Origin of the sequence: Nostoc sp. CCY0012 (assembly GCF_963920855.1) — a bacterium.
Classification (GTDB): domain Bacteria; phylum Cyanobacteriota; class Cyanobacteriia; order Cyanobacteriales; family Nostocaceae; genus Cyanocohniella.
Genome location: NZ_CAWUDM010000009.1, coordinates 46,611 through 62,847, shown reverse-complemented (window position 1 = coordinate 62,847; position 16,237 = coordinate 46,611). Strand labels below are relative to the sequence as shown.

Below are 16,237 nucleotides of genomic sequence, written 5' to 3'. Positions count from 1 at the left end.
GGTAATTGTGACTGTTAGACCATTGGGTACACTGCAATTAATACACGAAACTGAGATGAAGTCTGGTGCAGACACCCTTAATTCTCCGCTGAATATTACAGAAAATCCGCCAGTAGTCCTCACTGCTGATTTGCGAAAAGTCTATCGCACGGGATTTTGGCTGAATCAAAAGATTGTATCCCTTAAAGGTTGTTCGCTTACGGTACACCAAGGTGAAACCTTTGGGTTACTAGGGCCTAATGGTGCTGGTAAAACTACTCTGTTAAAACTGTTGTTGGGAATTATCCGCCCTACTTCCGGCAAGGGTTTATTATTAGGCCAGCCATTAGGCGATCGCCATGCTAAACAACGTATCGGTTATCTGCCAGAAAATCCCTATTTATATGACTATCTCACGGGCTGGGAATTTTTACAGCTAGCGGCTGGGTTATTCCAAATTCCTCAAAGTGTACAACGTCAACGCATTCCCCAACTGTTGGAATTAGTGGGTTTATCAGTAGCTGATGCCCGGAAAAAGCAGATGCGGCGTTATTCTAAAGGTATGTTACAGCGTGTGGGTATGGCCCAGGCACTGATCAATGATCCAGACTTAATATTTCTCGATGAACCCATGTCTGGTTTAGATCCTGTGGGACGCTACCAAATGCGAGAAATTATTTTGTCGCTGAAAGCCGCCGGGAAGACGATTTTCTTTAACAGTCATGTTCTTAGTGAAGTCGAACAAATTTGCGATCGCATAGCTATTCTCTCTCAAGGTAAAATAATTTGTTCTGGTTCTCTCTATGAACTTTTAGGAACTGGAAACACATATTACGTCAAAGGTCAAGGTGGTGATGGGGAAATTTTAAAAAAATGGATACCGAGCCTAGTATTTAACCATGACGGTTCTTGGCAAGGCACACTACAAGAAGATTATTATGATTTTCTTGCTAGTCTCCGTTTGATGGGGGGACAAATCATTTCTATGAACTTATCTCGCCACTCCTTAGAAGATTTCTTTATTCAACAGTTACAAAAAAGTAAGTCGGTTAATTAGTATTTCTGACTGGTCAAATTTTTCACCGTAAATCTTTCTATGGCAGAAGATACCGTATACGCAAGTGTTCGATTCTAGAGAAGAGTGAGAGAAAATTTCCTCATACATCTGTCAAATTTATCCAATACCAGCTATTTTGTCCAAAATAACAGTTAAAATTCTCTTTTTATTTATTGAGAATTTTTAGTTGATCAAGCCCCTAAAGTATAAACTGTGGCTGCTGTAGATGAATGTTATTGATGACAAAAGTAATTTTTTTAACTCAAATAAAATGATGATATTTTTGATGTCAATCAAATACCATACGAGCGAATTTATACTAGACTGAAACTCAAGTACATCTTTAAGTTAACTTTACTAAAAATTCAACATTAATAAATAAATATCCCTCCGGAAAATTACACTTTTCTAGGAAAATAAGTAATGTTGGGGAACTTGAATCGGGGAACATGAATAATTAAGTATAGTCAAAATTTAGATGTTTATAAAAAACTATGCCGATCACAGTCTCAGAGTCTAAGGTAAATATGCTTAACACAGGTTTGCTGAAATTCCTCACCCAACCAGTTATGGGTGTGGCTTTGTTAACGGCTGTCAATGCGGCTGTACCGTCTGCGAGCCTAGCTCAGGGACAATTAGTACCACCAACACAACCAGCATCACCAACGGGTCAACAAGTATTTCCTACAGGACAACAAGTAGCACCGGGGACACAACCAATATTTCCTACGGGACAACAAGTAGCGCCAAGTGTACCAATAGATACTAATTATTCCTTGGGTGGTGGTGATCTGATTCGCGTAAACGTATTTGAAGTACCAGAATATACAGGCGAATATCAAATTCCTCCAGGTGGATCAATTAACCTACCTTTAATTGGCAGTGTTTCCGTTTTGGGTCTGACAACCGAACAAGCGGCTGATGAAATTGCCAACAGGTATTCTCGCTTTCTCAAACGTCCCCTGATTTCAGTTAACCTGTTATCACCTAGACCTATTAATATTTTAGTTGCTGGAGAAGTAACACGTCCTGGGTCTTATACTCTGAACTTACAAGGTGGCGCAGGCCAAAATCCAGGGGTACAATACCCAACTGTATTAGCTGCACTCACCACAGCCCAAGGCGTGACCTTGGCAGCAGATGTAACTCAAGTGCAATTAAGACGGAAAATTGGACGTTCTTCAGAGCAAGTTGTTAATCTCAATTTAAAAGAACTAATTCAAACAGGTAGGATAGACCAAGATATTACTTTAAGAGATGGTGACACCATAGTTGTGCCAACTGCAACTACTTTCAACGTCGCAGAAGCACGAAATTTATTTTCAGCCAACTTTGCCGCTAGCCCCACAACACCACGTACTGTAGCCATAATTGGTGAAGTGAATCGTCCTGGCTCATATCTTGTTGGCCAGGGTGGTGGAGGTGAAGAAGGCGCTGGTGGTTTACCCACTGTAATGCGAGCGCTGCAAGTAGCTGGAGGAATTACATCACAAGCGGATGTTCGTAATCTCCAACTTCGCCGACCCACAAGAACTGGTTCACAACAAAATATAAATATCGATCTCTGGGAATTATTACAAAGCGGTGATATTGATCAAGACATAATTGTGCAGGACGGAGATACAATTGTCATTCCTACTGCCACTGAGATCAATACAGCAGAAGCTACTCAATTAGCTGCCACCACTTTGTCTCCGGCGACAATTCAAGTGGGCGTAGTAGGCGAAGTTAAACGACCGGGCGCCGTAGACATTAAGCCCAATAGCTCTTTAAATCAGGCATTACTGGCTGCGGGTGGATTCAACGACGCTAGAGCTAGAACAACCACAGTGGATTTAGTTCGCCTTAATCCTAATGGTTCTGTGACTAAGCGGGAAGTTAAAGTTGATTTCTCCCAAGGAATTAATGAAGAAACTAATCCCATACTCCGCAATAATGACGTTGTTATCGTCAACCGCTCTGGTTTAGCCTCGGCTGGCGATGCTGTGGGTACAGTAGTTAACCCACTAGGCGGTTTGTTAGGAGTATTCAGAGCTATATTCGGTCTGTTCTAAAAACTGTGGCTCAAGGATAATAAAAATAGTGGGTTTGAAGTTGTTTTATTTGTCTAGCGATGGCAACTTCAAACCCATAATTGTAGTCAATAAGTTGACTGACATTTTCACTCCTCACATCGTATGTACTCTTGGCTAGGCAAAAATCTACCTCAAACATCCTTCATTAAAGGATTATTGTGCAGTTTAACTTTAGCTGTAAGTTGCGGTGTCGGCATTCCCACAGCTAAAGCAGCAGAAACAGTTACTATTCGCTTGGGCCCCTTTCAACAATCTTTAAATATCAGTGACGTTGAAAGATTTGCCAAAACAGGTAAATTACCAGAACACTTACAACTATATAGTGCTGTCTTAACACCGCAAATAGGGGAATTACTGAATCGACAGTTACAAGTCGATCCAGGATTTGCCGATAAATTCATCGATGAATTAGCGCGATCGCCACAAGGCAGACAATTAATTAGTTCCTTAGAAGCGGCAATACCAGGCAGTACGCCAGAAACCCTCCAGGCAGCACTCAATCTATCTTTGCGTCAAGTCAACGGTTTAAGTGCAATTGGTTTTTTGCGAGCTTATCCACAAGAAAATATTACAGTAGACGCTTCTCAAGCAGCGCAAATTGCCTTAGCCTTTAACGCCAATAACTTACAAAGTCAAGTTTTGGGTCGTTTGCTAGAACGAGAACTTTTAGTAAAAAATAATACGCCTTTTCAGCCAACCTTTGACCCCGCAGCCACAGGTCAAGCAACAGTTCAGCAGCAGACACTCACCTTCCAAGACAGTCAACGCAACCGCCGTATTCCTGTAGATATTTATTGGAGTCAGCAAAATACCCAAGCGCCATTGGTAGTACTTTCCCACGGATTGGGAGCCAATCGCCAATTTTTTAGCTATTTGGCACGTCATTTAGCTTCCCACGGGGTCACAGTTGCGGCAATTGAGCATCCAGGAAGTAATTCTACTGCCATCAATAAGGTTTCTAGTCAAGTCAACTTGGCGCAATTACTACCAGCCAGGGAATTTGTTGACCGACCGCAAGATGTCAGCTTTTTACTCAACGAATTAGAAAAACTGAATACTCAAGCAGGACAACTGCAAGGAAAGCTCAACACAGAGCAAGTAACAGTTATTGGTCACTCCTTAGGTGGTCATACAGCATTAGCCTTAGTGGGTGGAGAAATAGATTTAAAGCCATTGCAGGAATTTTGTAAAACCTCTCTTTCCTTTGGCGAATCTCCCGGTGACTGGTTGCAATGTGCGGCTGCTAGTTTAAAAGATAGCAAACCACAGGTAAAAGACGAGCGAGTTAAAAGTGCGATCGCTCTTAATCCTCTTGTGGGAAGACTCTTTGGTAATAACGGTTTAAGCAAAGTTAACAAACCCGTTTTAATTGTCAGCAGCACTGAAGACGCTTTGACCCCGGCCTTGAGTCATCAAATTAGACCTTTTCAGCAACTAGGGGGTGCTAAATATTTGTTAACTGCCATTGGTGCGACTCACTTGAGTATTACCGATCCAGCATATCCGGCTAGTGCAGCGACTACACTTGTTAGAGAAAAGCGGGGACAAGAAACCGATGCTTTGCGCGAACTAATTCGTGGTGTAACTTTAGCGTTTATTAAACAAGACACACCAGAAGCCGCGATTTACCAACCATTTTTGACACCAGCCTACGCTCAATCACTATCTACCCGAGAAATACCCTTGAGGTTAAATTCTGATTTGCCAAGAAACATTAAACCTTGGCTGGGTTTTGCTATCAAGTAAATGTAGGGAGTGGGGAGTAGGGGATGGAAAAAAAATTACTCTAGCCTCTAGTCCCTAACGTAAATTTAATCACATACCTCCTCCTTGCCAGCGTGTGATCTAGGTGCTTTAATAGCGATCGCATGATGCCAAAATGTTCTGCCTAAGCAATACCTAGAAGACCAGCGACTTGTAATGAGATATCAATATTGATGTTCATAAGATTACAGCCTCAAAACATTAAGCTGAAATTAGGACTAAGGTAGTACCATGTCTTTTAAACTAAAATTCGCCCAAAAGCTGAATAGGAGGATGTATGGAGCCACTTATTGCCATAGTCTTAGCGCTCATAGGCTATGCCTTAGGATCTGCCAAATTAATTAATCAAGGTAACGAAGCCTTAGTAGAAAGGTTGGGGCGATATCATCGTAAACTTTCACCTGGACTGAACTTTATTGTGCCTCTGGTTGATCAGGTGGTGATGGAAGATACAACCCGCGAGCAGTTTCTAGATATCAAACCGCAAAATGTGATTACCAGAGATAACATTTACCTGGAGGTTGATGCTGTTCTGTTCTGGCGGATTAGGGATATGGTCAAGAGTTTTTACGAAATCGATGATCTCCAAGGTTCGCTGACACAGTTGGCGACAACCACACTACGAGAAATCATTGCCCAGAATACTGTAGAGGAAACCAACGTTTCCCGTGCCGAAATGGATACAGCCATTTTAAACCAGTTGAATCGGACTACAGAAGATTGGGGTGTTCAGATTCTGCGGTTAGATATTCAAAGCCTGACACCTCCAGAAAGCGTGCGAAAATCAATGGAAGAGGAACGGGCTGCGGAAATAAAAAAACGAGCATTGGCTTTTGAAGCAGAAGGGGAACGTGACGCCGCTATTAAAAAAGCCCAAGGAACTCAAACTTCAATGCAGATAATTGCTGAAGCTTTACGTACCCATCCAGAAAGTAGAGAAATCTTACGGTATCTTGTAGCTCAAGATTATGTAATGGCTAGTCAAAAATTAGGTGAAAGCAATAACGCCAAAATTGTTTTTGTAGACCCCAGCAAAAGTAATGAAGTGTATGATCAGTTGATTGCTGATGCAGTAGCAAGAGAAGGTAACGGCAGAAGTTCTGAAAATGGTAATCCTAACTCTTAGGTATGCTGTATTCTTGTCGCAACAGCGCATCAGCTACCTGTGACACATCACGCATTTCTAAAACATCGTGAACTCGGAGGATATCAGCACCATTAAAAATTGCAGCACAACAAGCCGCTGCTGTGCCCCAAACCCGTGCTTGCGGATCTGGTTGATCTAAAATGTGACCAATGAAACTTTTACGGGATGCTCCTACCAAAATAGGACAATTTAACTCTTTCAATAAATGTAAGCGGCGAAAAATTTCTAAATTTTGCTCATAGTTCTTCGCAAAACCAATACCAGGATCAATAATAATTTTCTTTTGATCAACACCCACAGCAGTTGCCGCTGAAATTTGTTTTATTAAAAAACTAGAAATCTCTCCTATTAAATCCTCATAATCAGTCATTTGTTGCATAGTCTGCGGTGTACCCCGAATGTGCATCAACACAATTGGCACATCTAAACTAGCTACTGTAGGGAACATTTCTGAGTCAAAGGTGCCCCCAGAAATATCATTAATCATGTCTGCTCCAGCTTCTACAGATGCTTTTGCTACAGCAGCCCTAGTTGTGTCTACAGAAATTGGTACGGTAATTTTTTCTCTTAGGGCCTGCAATACTGGTATTACTCGATCCAGTTCTTCTGCTAAAGTTATTTGCGGCGCTCCCGGTCGAGTTGATTGACCACCCACATCAATAATGTCAGCACCAGCCGCTACCATTGCTTGCGCCTGTGCCAAAGCCGCAGAACTAGTATTAAACACACCTCCATCACTAAAGCTATCAGGTGTGACATTCAAAATACCCATAAGATAAGTGCGCTGTCCCCAATGGAAACAGCGTCCTCGAATTATCAACTTGCTTGACATAAATTCGTAATTCGTAATTCGTAATTCGTAATTTGTAATAGAGCCTCCGGCACGCTAACGCGAACGTAATAGCAGCCCAAGGATGCCGCCAGGCTGTACGTAATTGGTCAAGGAAACAGGAAAACTTTTCTCTCCCCCAGCCTCCCTATCCCCAGCCTCTTCCCCAGACTTGCCAGGGAAAAGGCGTTATACATGAGGTTACTTGTGGTTGACAATCCGCGCAAAACTTGCAGGTTCTAGACTCGCTCCTCCCACAAGCGCGCCATCAATTTCTGGTTGAGCCATAATCTCATCAATATTATCTGGCTTCACTGAGCCACCGTATTGAATTGAAACATTGGGATTACTCAACTGACTGCGAATTAAGCCAATTACCCGATTAGCCTCTTTTGCTTCACAAGTGTCACCAGTACCGATTGCCCAAATTGGTTCGTAGGCAATCACCAAGTTATTTTGATCCACATCTACGAGGTCTTTTTCTAGCTGGGTAGAAATCAGTGATTCAGTTTCTCCAGCATCTCGTTGTTGTTTCGTTTCACCAACACATAAAATTGGTGTCAAACCATACCTTTGAGCTGCTTTCAGCCGTAGATTAACAGTTGCGTCCGTTTCACAAAAGTATTGCCGTCGTTCGCTATGACCGACAATTACAAAACGCACACCACTTTCCGTCAGCATAGGGCCAGAAATTTCACCAGTATAGGCTCCATTTTCTTCCCAGTGGATATTTTGTGCCCCCAACTGGATGCGGCTACCATGTAAAGTCTTAGATAAAACGTTTAAGTTAGTAAAAGGAGGGCATAATACCACTTCTCGTCCTTCGGGCGTTTCCTCCAAATTGGGCAGAAATCCTCGTAAAAACTCCTGGGTTTCTGCCTGGGTTTTGAACATTTTCCAGTTACCGGCAATTACTATTTTACGCACAGGTGATTTAGTCAAGATTCTAACGCTACTAGATGCATTTTTCAGTTTAGGACGTTTTGTTAGTCATTAGTCATTATTAGTGGGGAGTAGGGAGTAGGGAGTGGGGAGTAGGGACTGGGATGAAGAATTTATTCTCCCTCATCTCTCAACCTCCTTCTATGCCATACCTACGGTAAGCGACGCTAACGCTTGTCAAAAATAACTAGGATAGAACTATGGGGATAAAATCCTATATTGCAAATTTCAAATTGCTATGACTTCCACATTGCCATTGCCTGAACCTCATCACAGCGATTCTGCCAACACGGATGCTAATTCTCTCAACTGGGAGGAGGAACTAGATAGTGCCATTTTTAGCTTTGAAGATATTCAAACAGAACTGAATTATAAACAAGCACAAACGGCGCTGCGGAATTTGGTAGCTAATCTTGATTTGTCACCCCAAGAAAAAAAAGGATTAGAGGCTGAACTGGCTGATTTAGAAACCATGTTGGGTAAATTAGACAGCATGGTGGTGCAAATTGCGGCCTTTGGGATGGTGGGACGTGGTAAATCTTCCTTATTAAATGCCTTGGTTGGGCAAACGGTGTTTGAAACTGGCCCTCTACATGGAGTTACCCGTGATGCTCAAATAGTGAACTGGAGTATTAGTGAGGAGGCTATTGGCGAATCTGAACGCACTTTACGGGTGACTTTACCTGCAACCGGTCAATCTCAAGTGGAATTAATTGATACTCCCGGTTTAGACGAGGTGGATGGTGACACTCGTGCAGCTTTAGCTGAACAAGTAGCCAAGCAAGCAGATTTAATTTTATTTGTGATTTCTGGAGATATGACCAAGATAGAACACGAAGCTCTTTCTCAGTTGCGGGAAGCAGGTAAACCCATCATCTTGGTATTTAACAAAGTAGACCAGTATCCTGAAGCCGATCGCCGGGCAATTTACCAAAAAATCCGCGATGAACGGGTAAAGGAATTACTCACGCCGCTAGAAATCGTCATGGCGGCCGCATCACCGTTGGTGAAAACAGCAGTACTGCGCCCGGATGGTAGTAGGGGAGTGCAGATGCGTACAGGTACAGCCCAAATTGAAGAACTGAAGCTGAAAATTTTGGAGATTCTGCACCGTGAGGGTAAAGCTTTGGTTGCTCTCAACACTATGCTTTATGCCGACAACGTGAATGAGCAATTAGTAGAGCGAAAATTAATCATTCGTGAACAGAATGCCAATCAGTTCATTTGGAAAGCTGTGATGACCAAAGCCGTTGCGATCGCTCTCAATCCGGTTACTGTAGTAGATATACTGAGTAGTGTAGTGATTGATATTTCCCTGATTTTGGGTTTATCTAAACTCTATGGCATCCCCATGAGTGAAACTGGTGCTGTACAATTGCTACAAAAAATCGCCTTGAGTATGGGGGGTATTGGTGTCAGTGAGTTGTTAGCTAACTTGGGCTTGAGTGGACTTAAAAGTTTACTGGGGATATCTGCATCAGCTACAGCTGGCGCTACCCTTGGCCCTTATATCTCAGTGGCTTTAACTCAAGCTGGGGTATCGGGTGTTTCTTCTTATGGCATTGGACAAGTAACCAAAGTTTATTTGGCTAATGGAGCGACTTGGGGGCCAGAGGGGACAAAAGCAGTCATCGGTCAGATTTTGTCCAACCTAGATGAAACATCAATTCTCAATCGCATTAAAGAAGAATTACTGCAAAAGATAAAACTGAAAAAATAAAAATTAATGACCCAAAATTCAGCAAATACTTTGTCAGTGGCGCGACAGGCATTTGAGTATTTTACTCACGGTTTAGCGACTGGTAAATGGGAAGCCTTTTTAGATATGCTCACAGAAGATTTTACCTTTTGGTTCCCGATGGGCAAATTTCACGGATTAAATACAGGTAAAGATAGAGCTACAGAGTTTTTTGAATATGTATCTGCATCGTTTAAACCTGGATTAAAACTGACTTCTTTAGACCGAATTACCAGTAATGAAACAACTGTAGTTTTTGAATTTCGTGATGAAGGACTTTTGCTAGGACAACCTTATAAAAATCGCGTAGCAATTTCTTTTGATGTACGTGGCGATAAAATTTGTAGCTATAGAGAATACTTTGGTAGTGATGGTAAATCTTATTAACCAAAACTACTCTATTTTCCCAATTAATTCTTCCTTTTACTCTCTTTAATTTCTTTGTGTCCTTTGTGTCCTTTGCGGTTAGTTTAACCAAAAACTACTGTTCTATTGGCATATACTAAAACACGATTTTGTAAATGTAACCGCACCGCTCTAGCTAATACCACTCGCTCCAAATCTTTACCCTTTCTAATCAAATCATCAACTTCATCACGGTGACTAACTCGCACTACATCTTGTTCAATAATTGGCCCGGCATCTAAATCAGCAGTAGCATAATGAGCGGTAGCTCCAATAATTTTGACCCCCCGTTCAAATGCTCGATGATAAGGATTTGCTCCGATAAAAGCTGGCAGAAATGAATGATGAATGTTGATAATCTGGGGAAATCGATTAATAAAATCTTCACTGACAACTTGCATATATTTCGCTAATACAACTAAATCAATTTTGTACTGTTGTAATAATTCTAGTTGTTGGGCTTCTTGTTGAGGTTTGTTATCTTTATTAATAGGAATATGATGAAAGTCAATGCCAAATTGGTCAGCCACCACCTTTAAATTACAATGGTTACTAATTATTAAAGGAATTTCAGCAGCAAATTCTTTAGCATGGTGTCGCCAAATTAAATCAAATAAACAATGGTCTTGCCGACTTACCCAAATAGCAATCCGTGGGATAGTATCAGAAAAGTGTAATTCCCACTTAGCATTTAAAGGTTGAGCGATCGCATTAAAAGCAGGGGCAATAAATTCTCTGGGCAAATTAAATCCATCTAATTGCCATTCAATACGGGTGAGAAATAACCCAGCGGCAAAGTCTGTATGTTGGTCTGCATGGATAATGTTGCCACCATTAGCATAGATAAAATTAGCAAATTTTGCTACTAGTCCTCTTTGATCAGGGCAGGAAATGAGCAAAGTGGCGGTGGGATTTGTCATAACTGCGGACTATCGCTTCGGTTATATCGAAAATATCAATTTTTACTGCTCGGTTTCTGGAGTTGGTTCAGCCGCACTTGCATCTTCTGGTTGTGTCCACTCAGAGATTTCTCGATTTACGGCATTTGCAAAATCTACAGATACTAACAGGACATCCATATTACCATTAGGTTGGACAGCAGAACCAGTTTGAGCATACAAGAAACGACCATTAAAGTCAGGATTACCTAAAATTAGCTGGTGAGTTTTTTGATCCTTCAGATTAATATTGATAGTCGCTTGGGGTTGATCTAAACCAAAGTCGGCTCGCTGATTAACTGAAGCTGATAAAGTGCGATCGCTTGTACCTTTAACTAATAAATCCGTTAAATAAGCAACTATAGCATCATTAGCCGGTTCTGATGTCGGAGATGTCAGCAACCACTTGGGATCATTGGTTTCCGCATTACGTTGTAAATTGAGGGTAATATCCTTGGTTTTAATGCTCAAAGACTGGATATCTTCTTCTGTAAATGAAAATATTTGCTGCTGTTGTGCTTTGACTTCTTCTCGCTGAGTTTCACCGCGAATTTCATAGAAGTAAACAAAACCACCCAACCCCAGGGCTAGGAATATTAAAATTAAAGTTGTGCGTGGTATTTTCATCTCTGCCAAGTTTTGATTCTCATGAAAATAGATTAGCGATCGCCTGAGTAAAATGCTCGCTTTATTAACCATAGCGTCAGTGCTGACAAGTCAGTTCGCCTAACGACAAACTTATGCTGTGAAGACTGTATTCAAAATATCGCGGTGCATTAATGCTCTATCCACTAAAGAATGAATTTGGTTAGGCGAAAGCGGCTCACCGTTGGCATAATGTTCTATCCAGGTTGTACTAATTATGTTGGGATCATCTGGTAAATTGGACAAATCCCAACCAGGCATTTCTAATTCTTCCATTAACCGATTGACTTTAGGATCATAACTCAGAGCAAAACAGCGACAACCTTCAGATGCAGCCATAATTAAACTGTGGAGGCGCATTCCAATGACCATTTCTACGCCTTTGTAAATACCTTTTAAAAGTTGGGGATCTTCCAAACACAAAATTTTGCTGACATCTTTTAATTGAGGTTGAATCGCTTCAGCAATTTCTAAATCTTCACTTTTTTGAAAGGGCAGCAATAATATAAATGCTTGGGTAGCTGTTTGAAAATCTACTAAAGCGCGAGTTAAGTTAGCCAGACGTGCTGCTGTAAGTTGGGGATGGTTTCTTAAAGTCACAGCAACTCTCGGCGCTGGTAAGTCCCAAAGTCCTGGTACTGGTTTACTATCTAACGCCCAAACAGGATCAGGCGCTAACAGACAAGGAATTTGCCACTGGGCTAATAAATCTGCACTGACGCGATCGCGTACACTAATTTTGGTACAACCTTGAAAATTTTGCCGTGCTAACCAGCGAGTGGGTGGACGCTTTAACGGGCCAATTCCTTGGGCCCAAGCAATGGTTTTCAAACCCATGATTTGGGCCAATGCCATCAGTCCACCGTAATAAAATGGACTAATAGTACTAGTAACATCTTGAATTAAACTCCCACCGCCCCAAATCAAAGCATCGCAGGAACGTAAAGCCTGCAATACAGGTAATATAGCCATGCGATTATAACTTTCCACCCCATAGCGATCGCGCGTGGCTTCGGGATTACCAGAAAGCACCACAGGCGTGACATGAGGTGGTAGCATTTGCAAAAGCGTCGCCAATAAAGCTTCGTCACCACCATTACCTTTACCGTAATACCCAGACAATAACGCCCGCATCTTCCCCATTTTGAGTTTTGAATTTTGAATTTTTAATTACTTATGCACGCCCTTTCGATTCCCACCTGGATTATTCACGTTTCTAGCGTTATTGAGTGGATTGTTGCCATCTGGTTAATCTGGACTTACGGAGAACTCACCGGTAACCGCAGTTGGTGGGGATTATCCTTAGCTATGTTACCAGCTTTAGTTAGTGCCATGTGTGCCTGTACCTGGCATTATTTCGATAATCCTACATCTTTAGAATGGCTAGTAACGCTACAAGCTACCATGACATTAGTTGGTAATTTTACCCTTTGGGCAGCAGCTGTGTGGATTTGGCGTTCCACTAAGTCTGTTGATCCACAAACCAATGCTGTTGAGGCCAAACCCCTTAAATCAGAATCATGATCTCTAAAGAAACCCTATTTGCCCTATCATTGTTTCCCTATTTGGGTTTCTTGTGGTTTATTAGCCGCAGTCAACAAATGCCACGTTTAGCGCTATATGGATTTTATGGCACGTTGGTGTTTGTCGGCGTTACCATCCCGGCGGGAATTTACGCCCAACTGCACTACGGTGAGTCTTTAGCCAATGTGGATTGGCTACACGGAGGGGCAGAAGTTTTTTTGACGCTGGCTAATATTTTAGTGGTGGTGGGTTTTGCCCAAGCCATTAGACAATTAAAAAATAAAAATGAAAACTCCCAATAACGAGGGATTGGTGATATGGATGTAATTCCCGCAATTGATTTACTAGAAGGTCGCTGTGTGCGACTGTATCAGGGAGACTATGAGCGATCGCAAGTTTTTAGTGAAAATCCCGTGGATGTGGCCAAACAGTGGGTTGATCAGGGTGCAACACGATTACATCTAGTTGATTTAGATGGTGCGAAAGCAGGTAAAGTAGTTAACTTAAAAGCCATTGAAGCCATCGCTCAAGCAATATCAGTACCCATTGAAATAGGTGGCGGATTGCGCGATCGCACTAGCGTACAACAAGTATTTAATTTAGGTGTACAGTGGGCAATTTTGGGAACCGTCGCCGTCGAACAACCCCAGTTAGTCCAAGAACTTTGCCAAGAGTTTCCCGAACAAATTATCATCGGCATTGATGCCCGTAATGGATTAGTCGCCACTCGCGGTTGGTTAGAAACATCGGAAGTTTTAGCCACCCAACTAGCTGTACAAATGCAAGAATTTGGTGCGGTTGCTATTATTTATACTGATATTCACCGTGATGGGACTCTTTCGGGCCCCAATTTAGAAGCTTTAAGAGAACTCGCTGGAGCAATTTCTATACCTATAATCGCTTCTGGTGGCGTGAGTTCCGTCACCGATTTATTGAGTTTATTGGGCTTAGAACACCAAGGTGTCAAAGGTGTAATTGTCGGTCGTGCCTTGTATACTGGTGACATTTCTCTACGGGAAGCACTCCGAGCGATCGGGCCAGGACGGATTCAAGATATCCCACCAAATCTAGACTCTACCTTTGCGTAAAGAGGTTAGCGGCGCGGAAGTCGAACAGTAGCGACTGTCTTGAAAGTCAAGTGGGATCGGCAAGAAAAAACAGCGACTAGAAAGATTGACGCAACTGAGGAACGCTGCGCTAGATTCAGCGGTGGCTAGTACGGGTAAAAAGACTTGTGGCTAGTAGTCAAGATGGTCGCAGCCCACACCAGCAACTCCGCTTTGCCGCTGAATCTTCCCCAGTTGCTGGATTTCTCGTGGCGGAAAAAAAGAGCATGAAAAACTTATCCGGCATCGGCGATCGCTGACGATTTTCTGCGATCGCCGATGCTTGTGAGCTAGCATTGTATAAAAAGGTTTGTAGTCTTAAGTGTGGACAATCGGTTGTAAGTTGTCAGTTACACGCCAAGATAAATTATCCCGAACCATTGCATTTAAAATGACTAACATTTTATGAACACAAGCAGTCAGAGCCAACTTTTTGGATTTACCACGTTCAACAAGACGCTCGTAAAAAGCTTTGATCACAGGATGATGACGCATTGCAACTACAGCACCCATATAAAGAGTGGCACGAACATGGCCACGACCACCATGAATCATCCGCTTACCTTTGTGTTGACCACTATCATGATTAATCGGTGCAACACCAACTAAGCGAGAAATTTCCTTGGCGGTTAATTGACCTAGTTCTGGTAAGTCAGAAACTAGGGTAGTAGAAATAACAGGGCCAATACCAGGAGTAGTTTGGAGTAAATTGACTTTATCAATCCATTGTTGATTATTCTGCGTCAATTCTTCAATTTTTTGATTTAGTTTCGCCAGACGTTCATCAAGTTGTTGAATATGCTCCTCAATATCTATCAAGGCTTTGCCACGAGCTCGTTCACTCCGATTTTTTTCAGCAGTTCGCATCTCGACTAATTGTCGTCTTCGACTAATTAATTCTGAGAGTTGACGTGCAGATTCTGATTCAATCGCTAAGACTTGGGGCTTCATTGCTTCCCCAAAATGTGCCAAGATTTGTGCATCAATTACATCAGTTTTTGCTAACCGACCTGTGGCTTTAGCAAAATCTCTTCCTTGGCGTGGGTTAATTAATGCCACTGGTAAAAGTGCTGCTTGTAATTGGATGATAACTTCGGTTTCTAGTCCTCCTGTTGCTTCTAATACGATGAGGTTTATATCGAATGATTTTAGTTGCTCAACTAGATTAGCTATTTCTACTTCCGTGTTACCAACCTTGAATGCTTTACCTATGGGACGGATGTAAATATCAAGAGTGGCTTTGCTCACATCAATGCCTATCCATACAGAGATATTTTCCATTTTTTTCTCAACATTGTTCATTTTATGTTGAATTTATCCCCTTGATTACACTCATCCTTGCCCGATACGGACTGTATACTTTAACTATCAGTGTTTAAAGCTTTGACCCCGGCGACTGTTCGAGTTCTGTCAAAGAGATTGTTGTAGTAGACCGTCCCAGCCTTGAAAAATAAGGGTTTTATATTTTTCTAAGGGCGATAGTGATTAAAGCGGGTTAGTCGTTAAACTAATGACTAATGATGATCGATCAAGTTTGTAAAGTTATGAAAAAGATTTTACTGAAATTGTTGAGTTTGATGGTGATTGTAATTTTGGCTTGCTTGTGGGTGATAATCAATCCCCAACCGGCTTTTGCTCAACTAAATACAATCAACTACAGCAATGGCAGTTTACAAAATCGTGATTTTTCCTATGCTGATTTGGCGGGTGGGACTTTTGTGGCTGCGGAGATGCGAGAGGCTAATTTTCAAGGCGCAAATTTAAAAAATGCAATTCTCACTAAGGGAGTTTTATTAAAAGCTAATTTGGAAAGTGCCAACCTGACTGGTGCTTTAGTTGATCGTGTCACCTTAGACGGGGCAAATTTAAAAAATGCTATTTTTACTGAAGCGACTATGACCCGTAGTCGTTTTTTCGATGCGGATATTACGGGTGCTGATTTTACAGATGCTTTGATTGACCGCTATCAAGTGGCGTTAATGTGCGATCGCGCTACTGGAATTAATCCTGTAACTGGTGTTGCTACACGGGATAGTCTGGGGTGCCGATAGTTAAAGCACGACACCTCCAGGGCGAGGAAGTATATTC

At 42.0% G+C, this 16,237-nt stretch carries 17 protein-coding genes; 11 read left to right on the top strand and 6 right to left on the bottom strand.

What is annotated here, in order from left to right; genetic code table 11:
• Positions 1–55: 55 nt before the first annotated feature.
• The 4 genes from ACM0OS_RS04045 to ACM0OS_RS04030 all read left to right on the top strand — a co-directional run bounded on the left by ACM0OS_RS04045 (position 56) and on the right by ACM0OS_RS04030 (position 6,001).
• Positions 56–1,036, top strand: a complete 981-nt coding sequence (locus ACM0OS_RS04045; RefSeq protein WP_414541901.1) for an ABC transporter ATP-binding protein — start codon at positions 56–58, stop codon at positions 1,034–1,036.
• A 527-nt stretch (positions 1,037–1,563) separates the two neighbouring features.
• Entirely contained in the window at positions 1,564–3,090 is a 1,527-nt protein-coding gene (locus ACM0OS_RS04040) for a polysaccharide biosynthesis/export family protein (protein ID WP_414541900.1), read from the top strand.
• 123 nt (positions 3,091–3,213) lie between these two features.
• On the top strand, positions 3,214–4,857 hold the full coding sequence (locus ACM0OS_RS04035; protein ID WP_414541871.1) for an alpha/beta hydrolase: 1,644 nt from the start codon (positions 3,214–3,216) through the stop codon (positions 4,855–4,857).
• A gap of 295 nt (positions 4,858–5,152) precedes the next feature.
• Positions 5,153–6,001, top strand: a complete 849-nt coding sequence (locus tag ACM0OS_RS04030) for an SPFH domain-containing protein (protein ID WP_414541870.1) — start codon at positions 5,153–5,155, stop codon at positions 5,999–6,001.
• Here ACM0OS_RS04030 and folP read toward each other — a convergent pair.
• Together folP and tpiA are read right to left on the bottom strand one after the other, a co-directional pair.
• Entirely contained in the window at positions 5,991–6,854 is an 864-nt protein-coding gene (folP, locus tag ACM0OS_RS04025) for a dihydropteroate synthase (protein ID WP_414541869.1), read from the bottom strand. The two genes, ACM0OS_RS04030 and folP, sit on opposite strands and share 11 nt — an antisense overlap.
• Positions 6,855–7,052: 198 nt before the next feature.
• Positions 7,053–7,778, bottom strand: a complete 726-nt coding sequence (gene tpiA, locus ACM0OS_RS04020) for a triose-phosphate isomerase (protein ID WP_414541899.1) — start codon at positions 7,776–7,778, stop codon at positions 7,053–7,055.
• Between the two features lie 253 nt (positions 7,779–8,031).
• On the opposite strand from tpiA, the gene ACM0OS_RS04015 reads away from it, so the two are divergent.
• Both ACM0OS_RS04015 and ACM0OS_RS04010 read left to right on the top strand, forming a co-directional pair.
• Positions 8,032–9,513, top strand: a complete 1,482-nt coding sequence (locus ACM0OS_RS04015; protein WP_414541868.1) for a GTP-binding protein — start codon at positions 8,032–8,034, stop codon at positions 9,511–9,513.
• A gap of 6 nt (positions 9,514–9,519) precedes the next feature.
• A complete protein-coding gene (locus ACM0OS_RS04010) occupies positions 9,520–9,918 on the top strand; it encodes a nuclear transport factor 2 family protein (RefSeq protein ID WP_414541867.1) in 399 nt (132 codons plus the stop codon).
• Between the two features lie 83 nt (positions 9,919–10,001).
• Here ACM0OS_RS04010 and purU read toward each other — a convergent pair whose 3' ends face one another.
• The 3 genes from purU to csaB all read right to left on the bottom strand — a co-directional run bounded on the left by purU (position 10,002) and on the right by csaB (position 12,653).
• Entirely contained in the window at positions 10,002–10,856 is an 855-nt protein-coding gene (purU, locus tag ACM0OS_RS04005) for a formyltetrahydrofolate deformylase (protein WP_414541866.1), read from the bottom strand.
• A gap of 42 nt (positions 10,857–10,898) precedes the next feature.
• Positions 10,899–11,501 (bottom strand): DUF4340 domain-containing protein, encoded by a 603-nt coding sequence (locus tag ACM0OS_RS04000; RefSeq protein ID WP_414541898.1) that lies wholly within the window; start codon positions 11,499–11,501, stop codon positions 10,899–10,901.
• 111 nt (positions 11,502–11,612) lie between these two features.
• On the bottom strand, positions 11,613–12,653 hold the full coding sequence (csaB, locus tag ACM0OS_RS03995; protein WP_414541865.1) for a polysaccharide pyruvyl transferase CsaB: 1,041 nt from the start codon (positions 12,651–12,653) through the stop codon (positions 11,613–11,615).
• A gap of 42 nt (positions 12,654–12,695) precedes the next feature.
• On the opposite strand from csaB, the gene ACM0OS_RS03990 reads away from it, so the two are divergent.
• From ACM0OS_RS03990 to ACM0OS_RS03975, 4 genes are all read left to right on the top strand, one after another.
• The gene (locus tag ACM0OS_RS03990; RefSeq protein ID WP_414541864.1) at positions 12,696–13,043 is read left to right on the top strand and encodes a DUF2499 domain-containing protein; all 348 of its coding nucleotides are present in this window, start codon (positions 12,696–12,698) and stop codon (positions 13,041–13,043) included.
• The gene (locus ACM0OS_RS03985; RefSeq protein WP_414541863.1) at positions 13,040–13,345 is read left to right on the top strand and encodes a DUF3593 domain-containing protein; all 306 of its coding nucleotides are present in this window, start codon (positions 13,040–13,042) and stop codon (positions 13,343–13,345) included. The genes ACM0OS_RS03990 and ACM0OS_RS03985 overlap by 4 nt, the downstream gene beginning before the upstream one ends.
• A gap of 15 nt (positions 13,346–13,360) precedes the next feature.
• Positions 13,361–14,131: a 1-(5-phosphoribosyl)-5-[(5-phosphoribosylamino)methylideneamino]imidazole-4-carboxamide isomerase gene (gene hisA / locus ACM0OS_RS03980; protein WP_414541862.1), complete on the top strand. Its 771-nt coding sequence runs from the start codon at positions 13,361–13,363 to the stop codon at positions 14,129–14,131.
• 146 nt (positions 14,132–14,277) lie between these two features.
• On the top strand, positions 14,278–14,409 hold the full coding sequence (locus ACM0OS_RS03975; protein WP_414541861.1) for a hypothetical protein: 132 nt from the start codon (positions 14,278–14,280) through the stop codon (positions 14,407–14,409).
• A gap of 58 nt (positions 14,410–14,467) precedes the next feature.
• Here the strand turns inward: ACM0OS_RS03975 and ACM0OS_RS03970 are convergent, their stop codons facing one another.
• Positions 14,468–15,430: an IS110 family transposase gene (locus ACM0OS_RS03970; RefSeq protein ID WP_414541860.1), complete on the bottom strand. Its 963-nt coding sequence runs from the start codon at positions 15,428–15,430 to the stop codon at positions 14,468–14,470.
• 263 nt (positions 15,431–15,693) lie between these two features.
• Here ACM0OS_RS03970 and ACM0OS_RS03965 point away from each other — a divergent pair, with 263 nt between their 5' ends.
• On the top strand, positions 15,694–16,200 hold the full coding sequence (locus ACM0OS_RS03965) for a pentapeptide repeat-containing protein (RefSeq protein ID WP_414541859.1): 507 nt from the start codon (positions 15,694–15,696) through the stop codon (positions 16,198–16,200).
• The last annotated feature ends 37 nt before the right edge of the window (positions 16,201–16,237 follow it).

What these genes read in the sequence shown, in the direction of transcription:
- ACM0OS_RS04015 (WP_414541868.1), top strand. Translation starts at nt 8,032, where the DNA reads ATGACTTCCACATTGCCATTGCCTGAACCTCATCACAGCGATTCTGCC.
- ACM0OS_RS04030 (WP_414541870.1), top strand. Translation starts at nt 5,153, where the DNA reads ATGGAGCCACTTATTGCCATAGTCTTAGCGCTCATAGGCTATGCCTTA.
- folP (WP_414541869.1), bottom strand. Translation starts at nt 6,854, where the DNA reads ATGTCAAGCAAGTTGATAATTCGAGGACGCTGTTTCCATTGGGGACAG.
- ACM0OS_RS03970 (WP_414541860.1), bottom strand. Translation starts at nt 15,430, where the DNA reads ATGGAAAATATCTCTGTATGGATAGGCATTGATGTGAGCAAAGCCACT.
- purU (WP_414541866.1), bottom strand. Translation starts at nt 10,856, where the DNA reads ATGACAAATCCCACCGCCACTTTGCTCATTTCCTGCCCTGATCAAAGA.
- ACM0OS_RS04045 (WP_414541901.1), top strand. Translation starts at nt 56, where the DNA reads ATGAAGTCTGGTGCAGACACCCTTAATTCTCCGCTGAATATTACAGAA.
- ACM0OS_RS04035 (WP_414541871.1), top strand. Translation starts at nt 3,214, where the DNA reads ATGTACTCTTGGCTAGGCAAAAATCTACCTCAAACATCCTTCATTAAA.
- ACM0OS_RS04010 (WP_414541867.1), top strand. Translation starts at nt 9,520, where the DNA reads ATGACCCAAAATTCAGCAAATACTTTGTCAGTGGCGCGACAGGCATTT.
- csaB (WP_414541865.1), bottom strand. Translation starts at nt 12,653, where the DNA reads ATGCGGGCGTTATTGTCTGGGTATTACGGTAAAGGTAATGGTGGTGAC.
- hisA (WP_414541862.1), top strand. Translation starts at nt 13,361, where the DNA reads ATGGATGTAATTCCCGCAATTGATTTACTAGAAGGTCGCTGTGTGCGA.
- ACM0OS_RS03985 (WP_414541863.1), top strand. Translation starts at nt 13,040, where the DNA reads ATGATCTCTAAAGAAACCCTATTTGCCCTATCATTGTTTCCCTATTTG.
- ACM0OS_RS04000 (WP_414541898.1), bottom strand. Translation starts at nt 11,501, where the DNA reads ATGAAAATACCACGCACAACTTTAATTTTAATATTCCTAGCCCTGGGG.
- ACM0OS_RS03965 (WP_414541859.1), top strand. Translation starts at nt 15,694, where the DNA reads ATGAAAAAGATTTTACTGAAATTGTTGAGTTTGATGGTGATTGTAATT.
- ACM0OS_RS04040 (WP_414541900.1), top strand. Translation starts at nt 1,564, where the DNA reads ATGCTTAACACAGGTTTGCTGAAATTCCTCACCCAACCAGTTATGGGT.
- ACM0OS_RS03990 (WP_414541864.1), top strand. Translation starts at nt 12,696, where the DNA reads ATGCACGCCCTTTCGATTCCCACCTGGATTATTCACGTTTCTAGCGTT.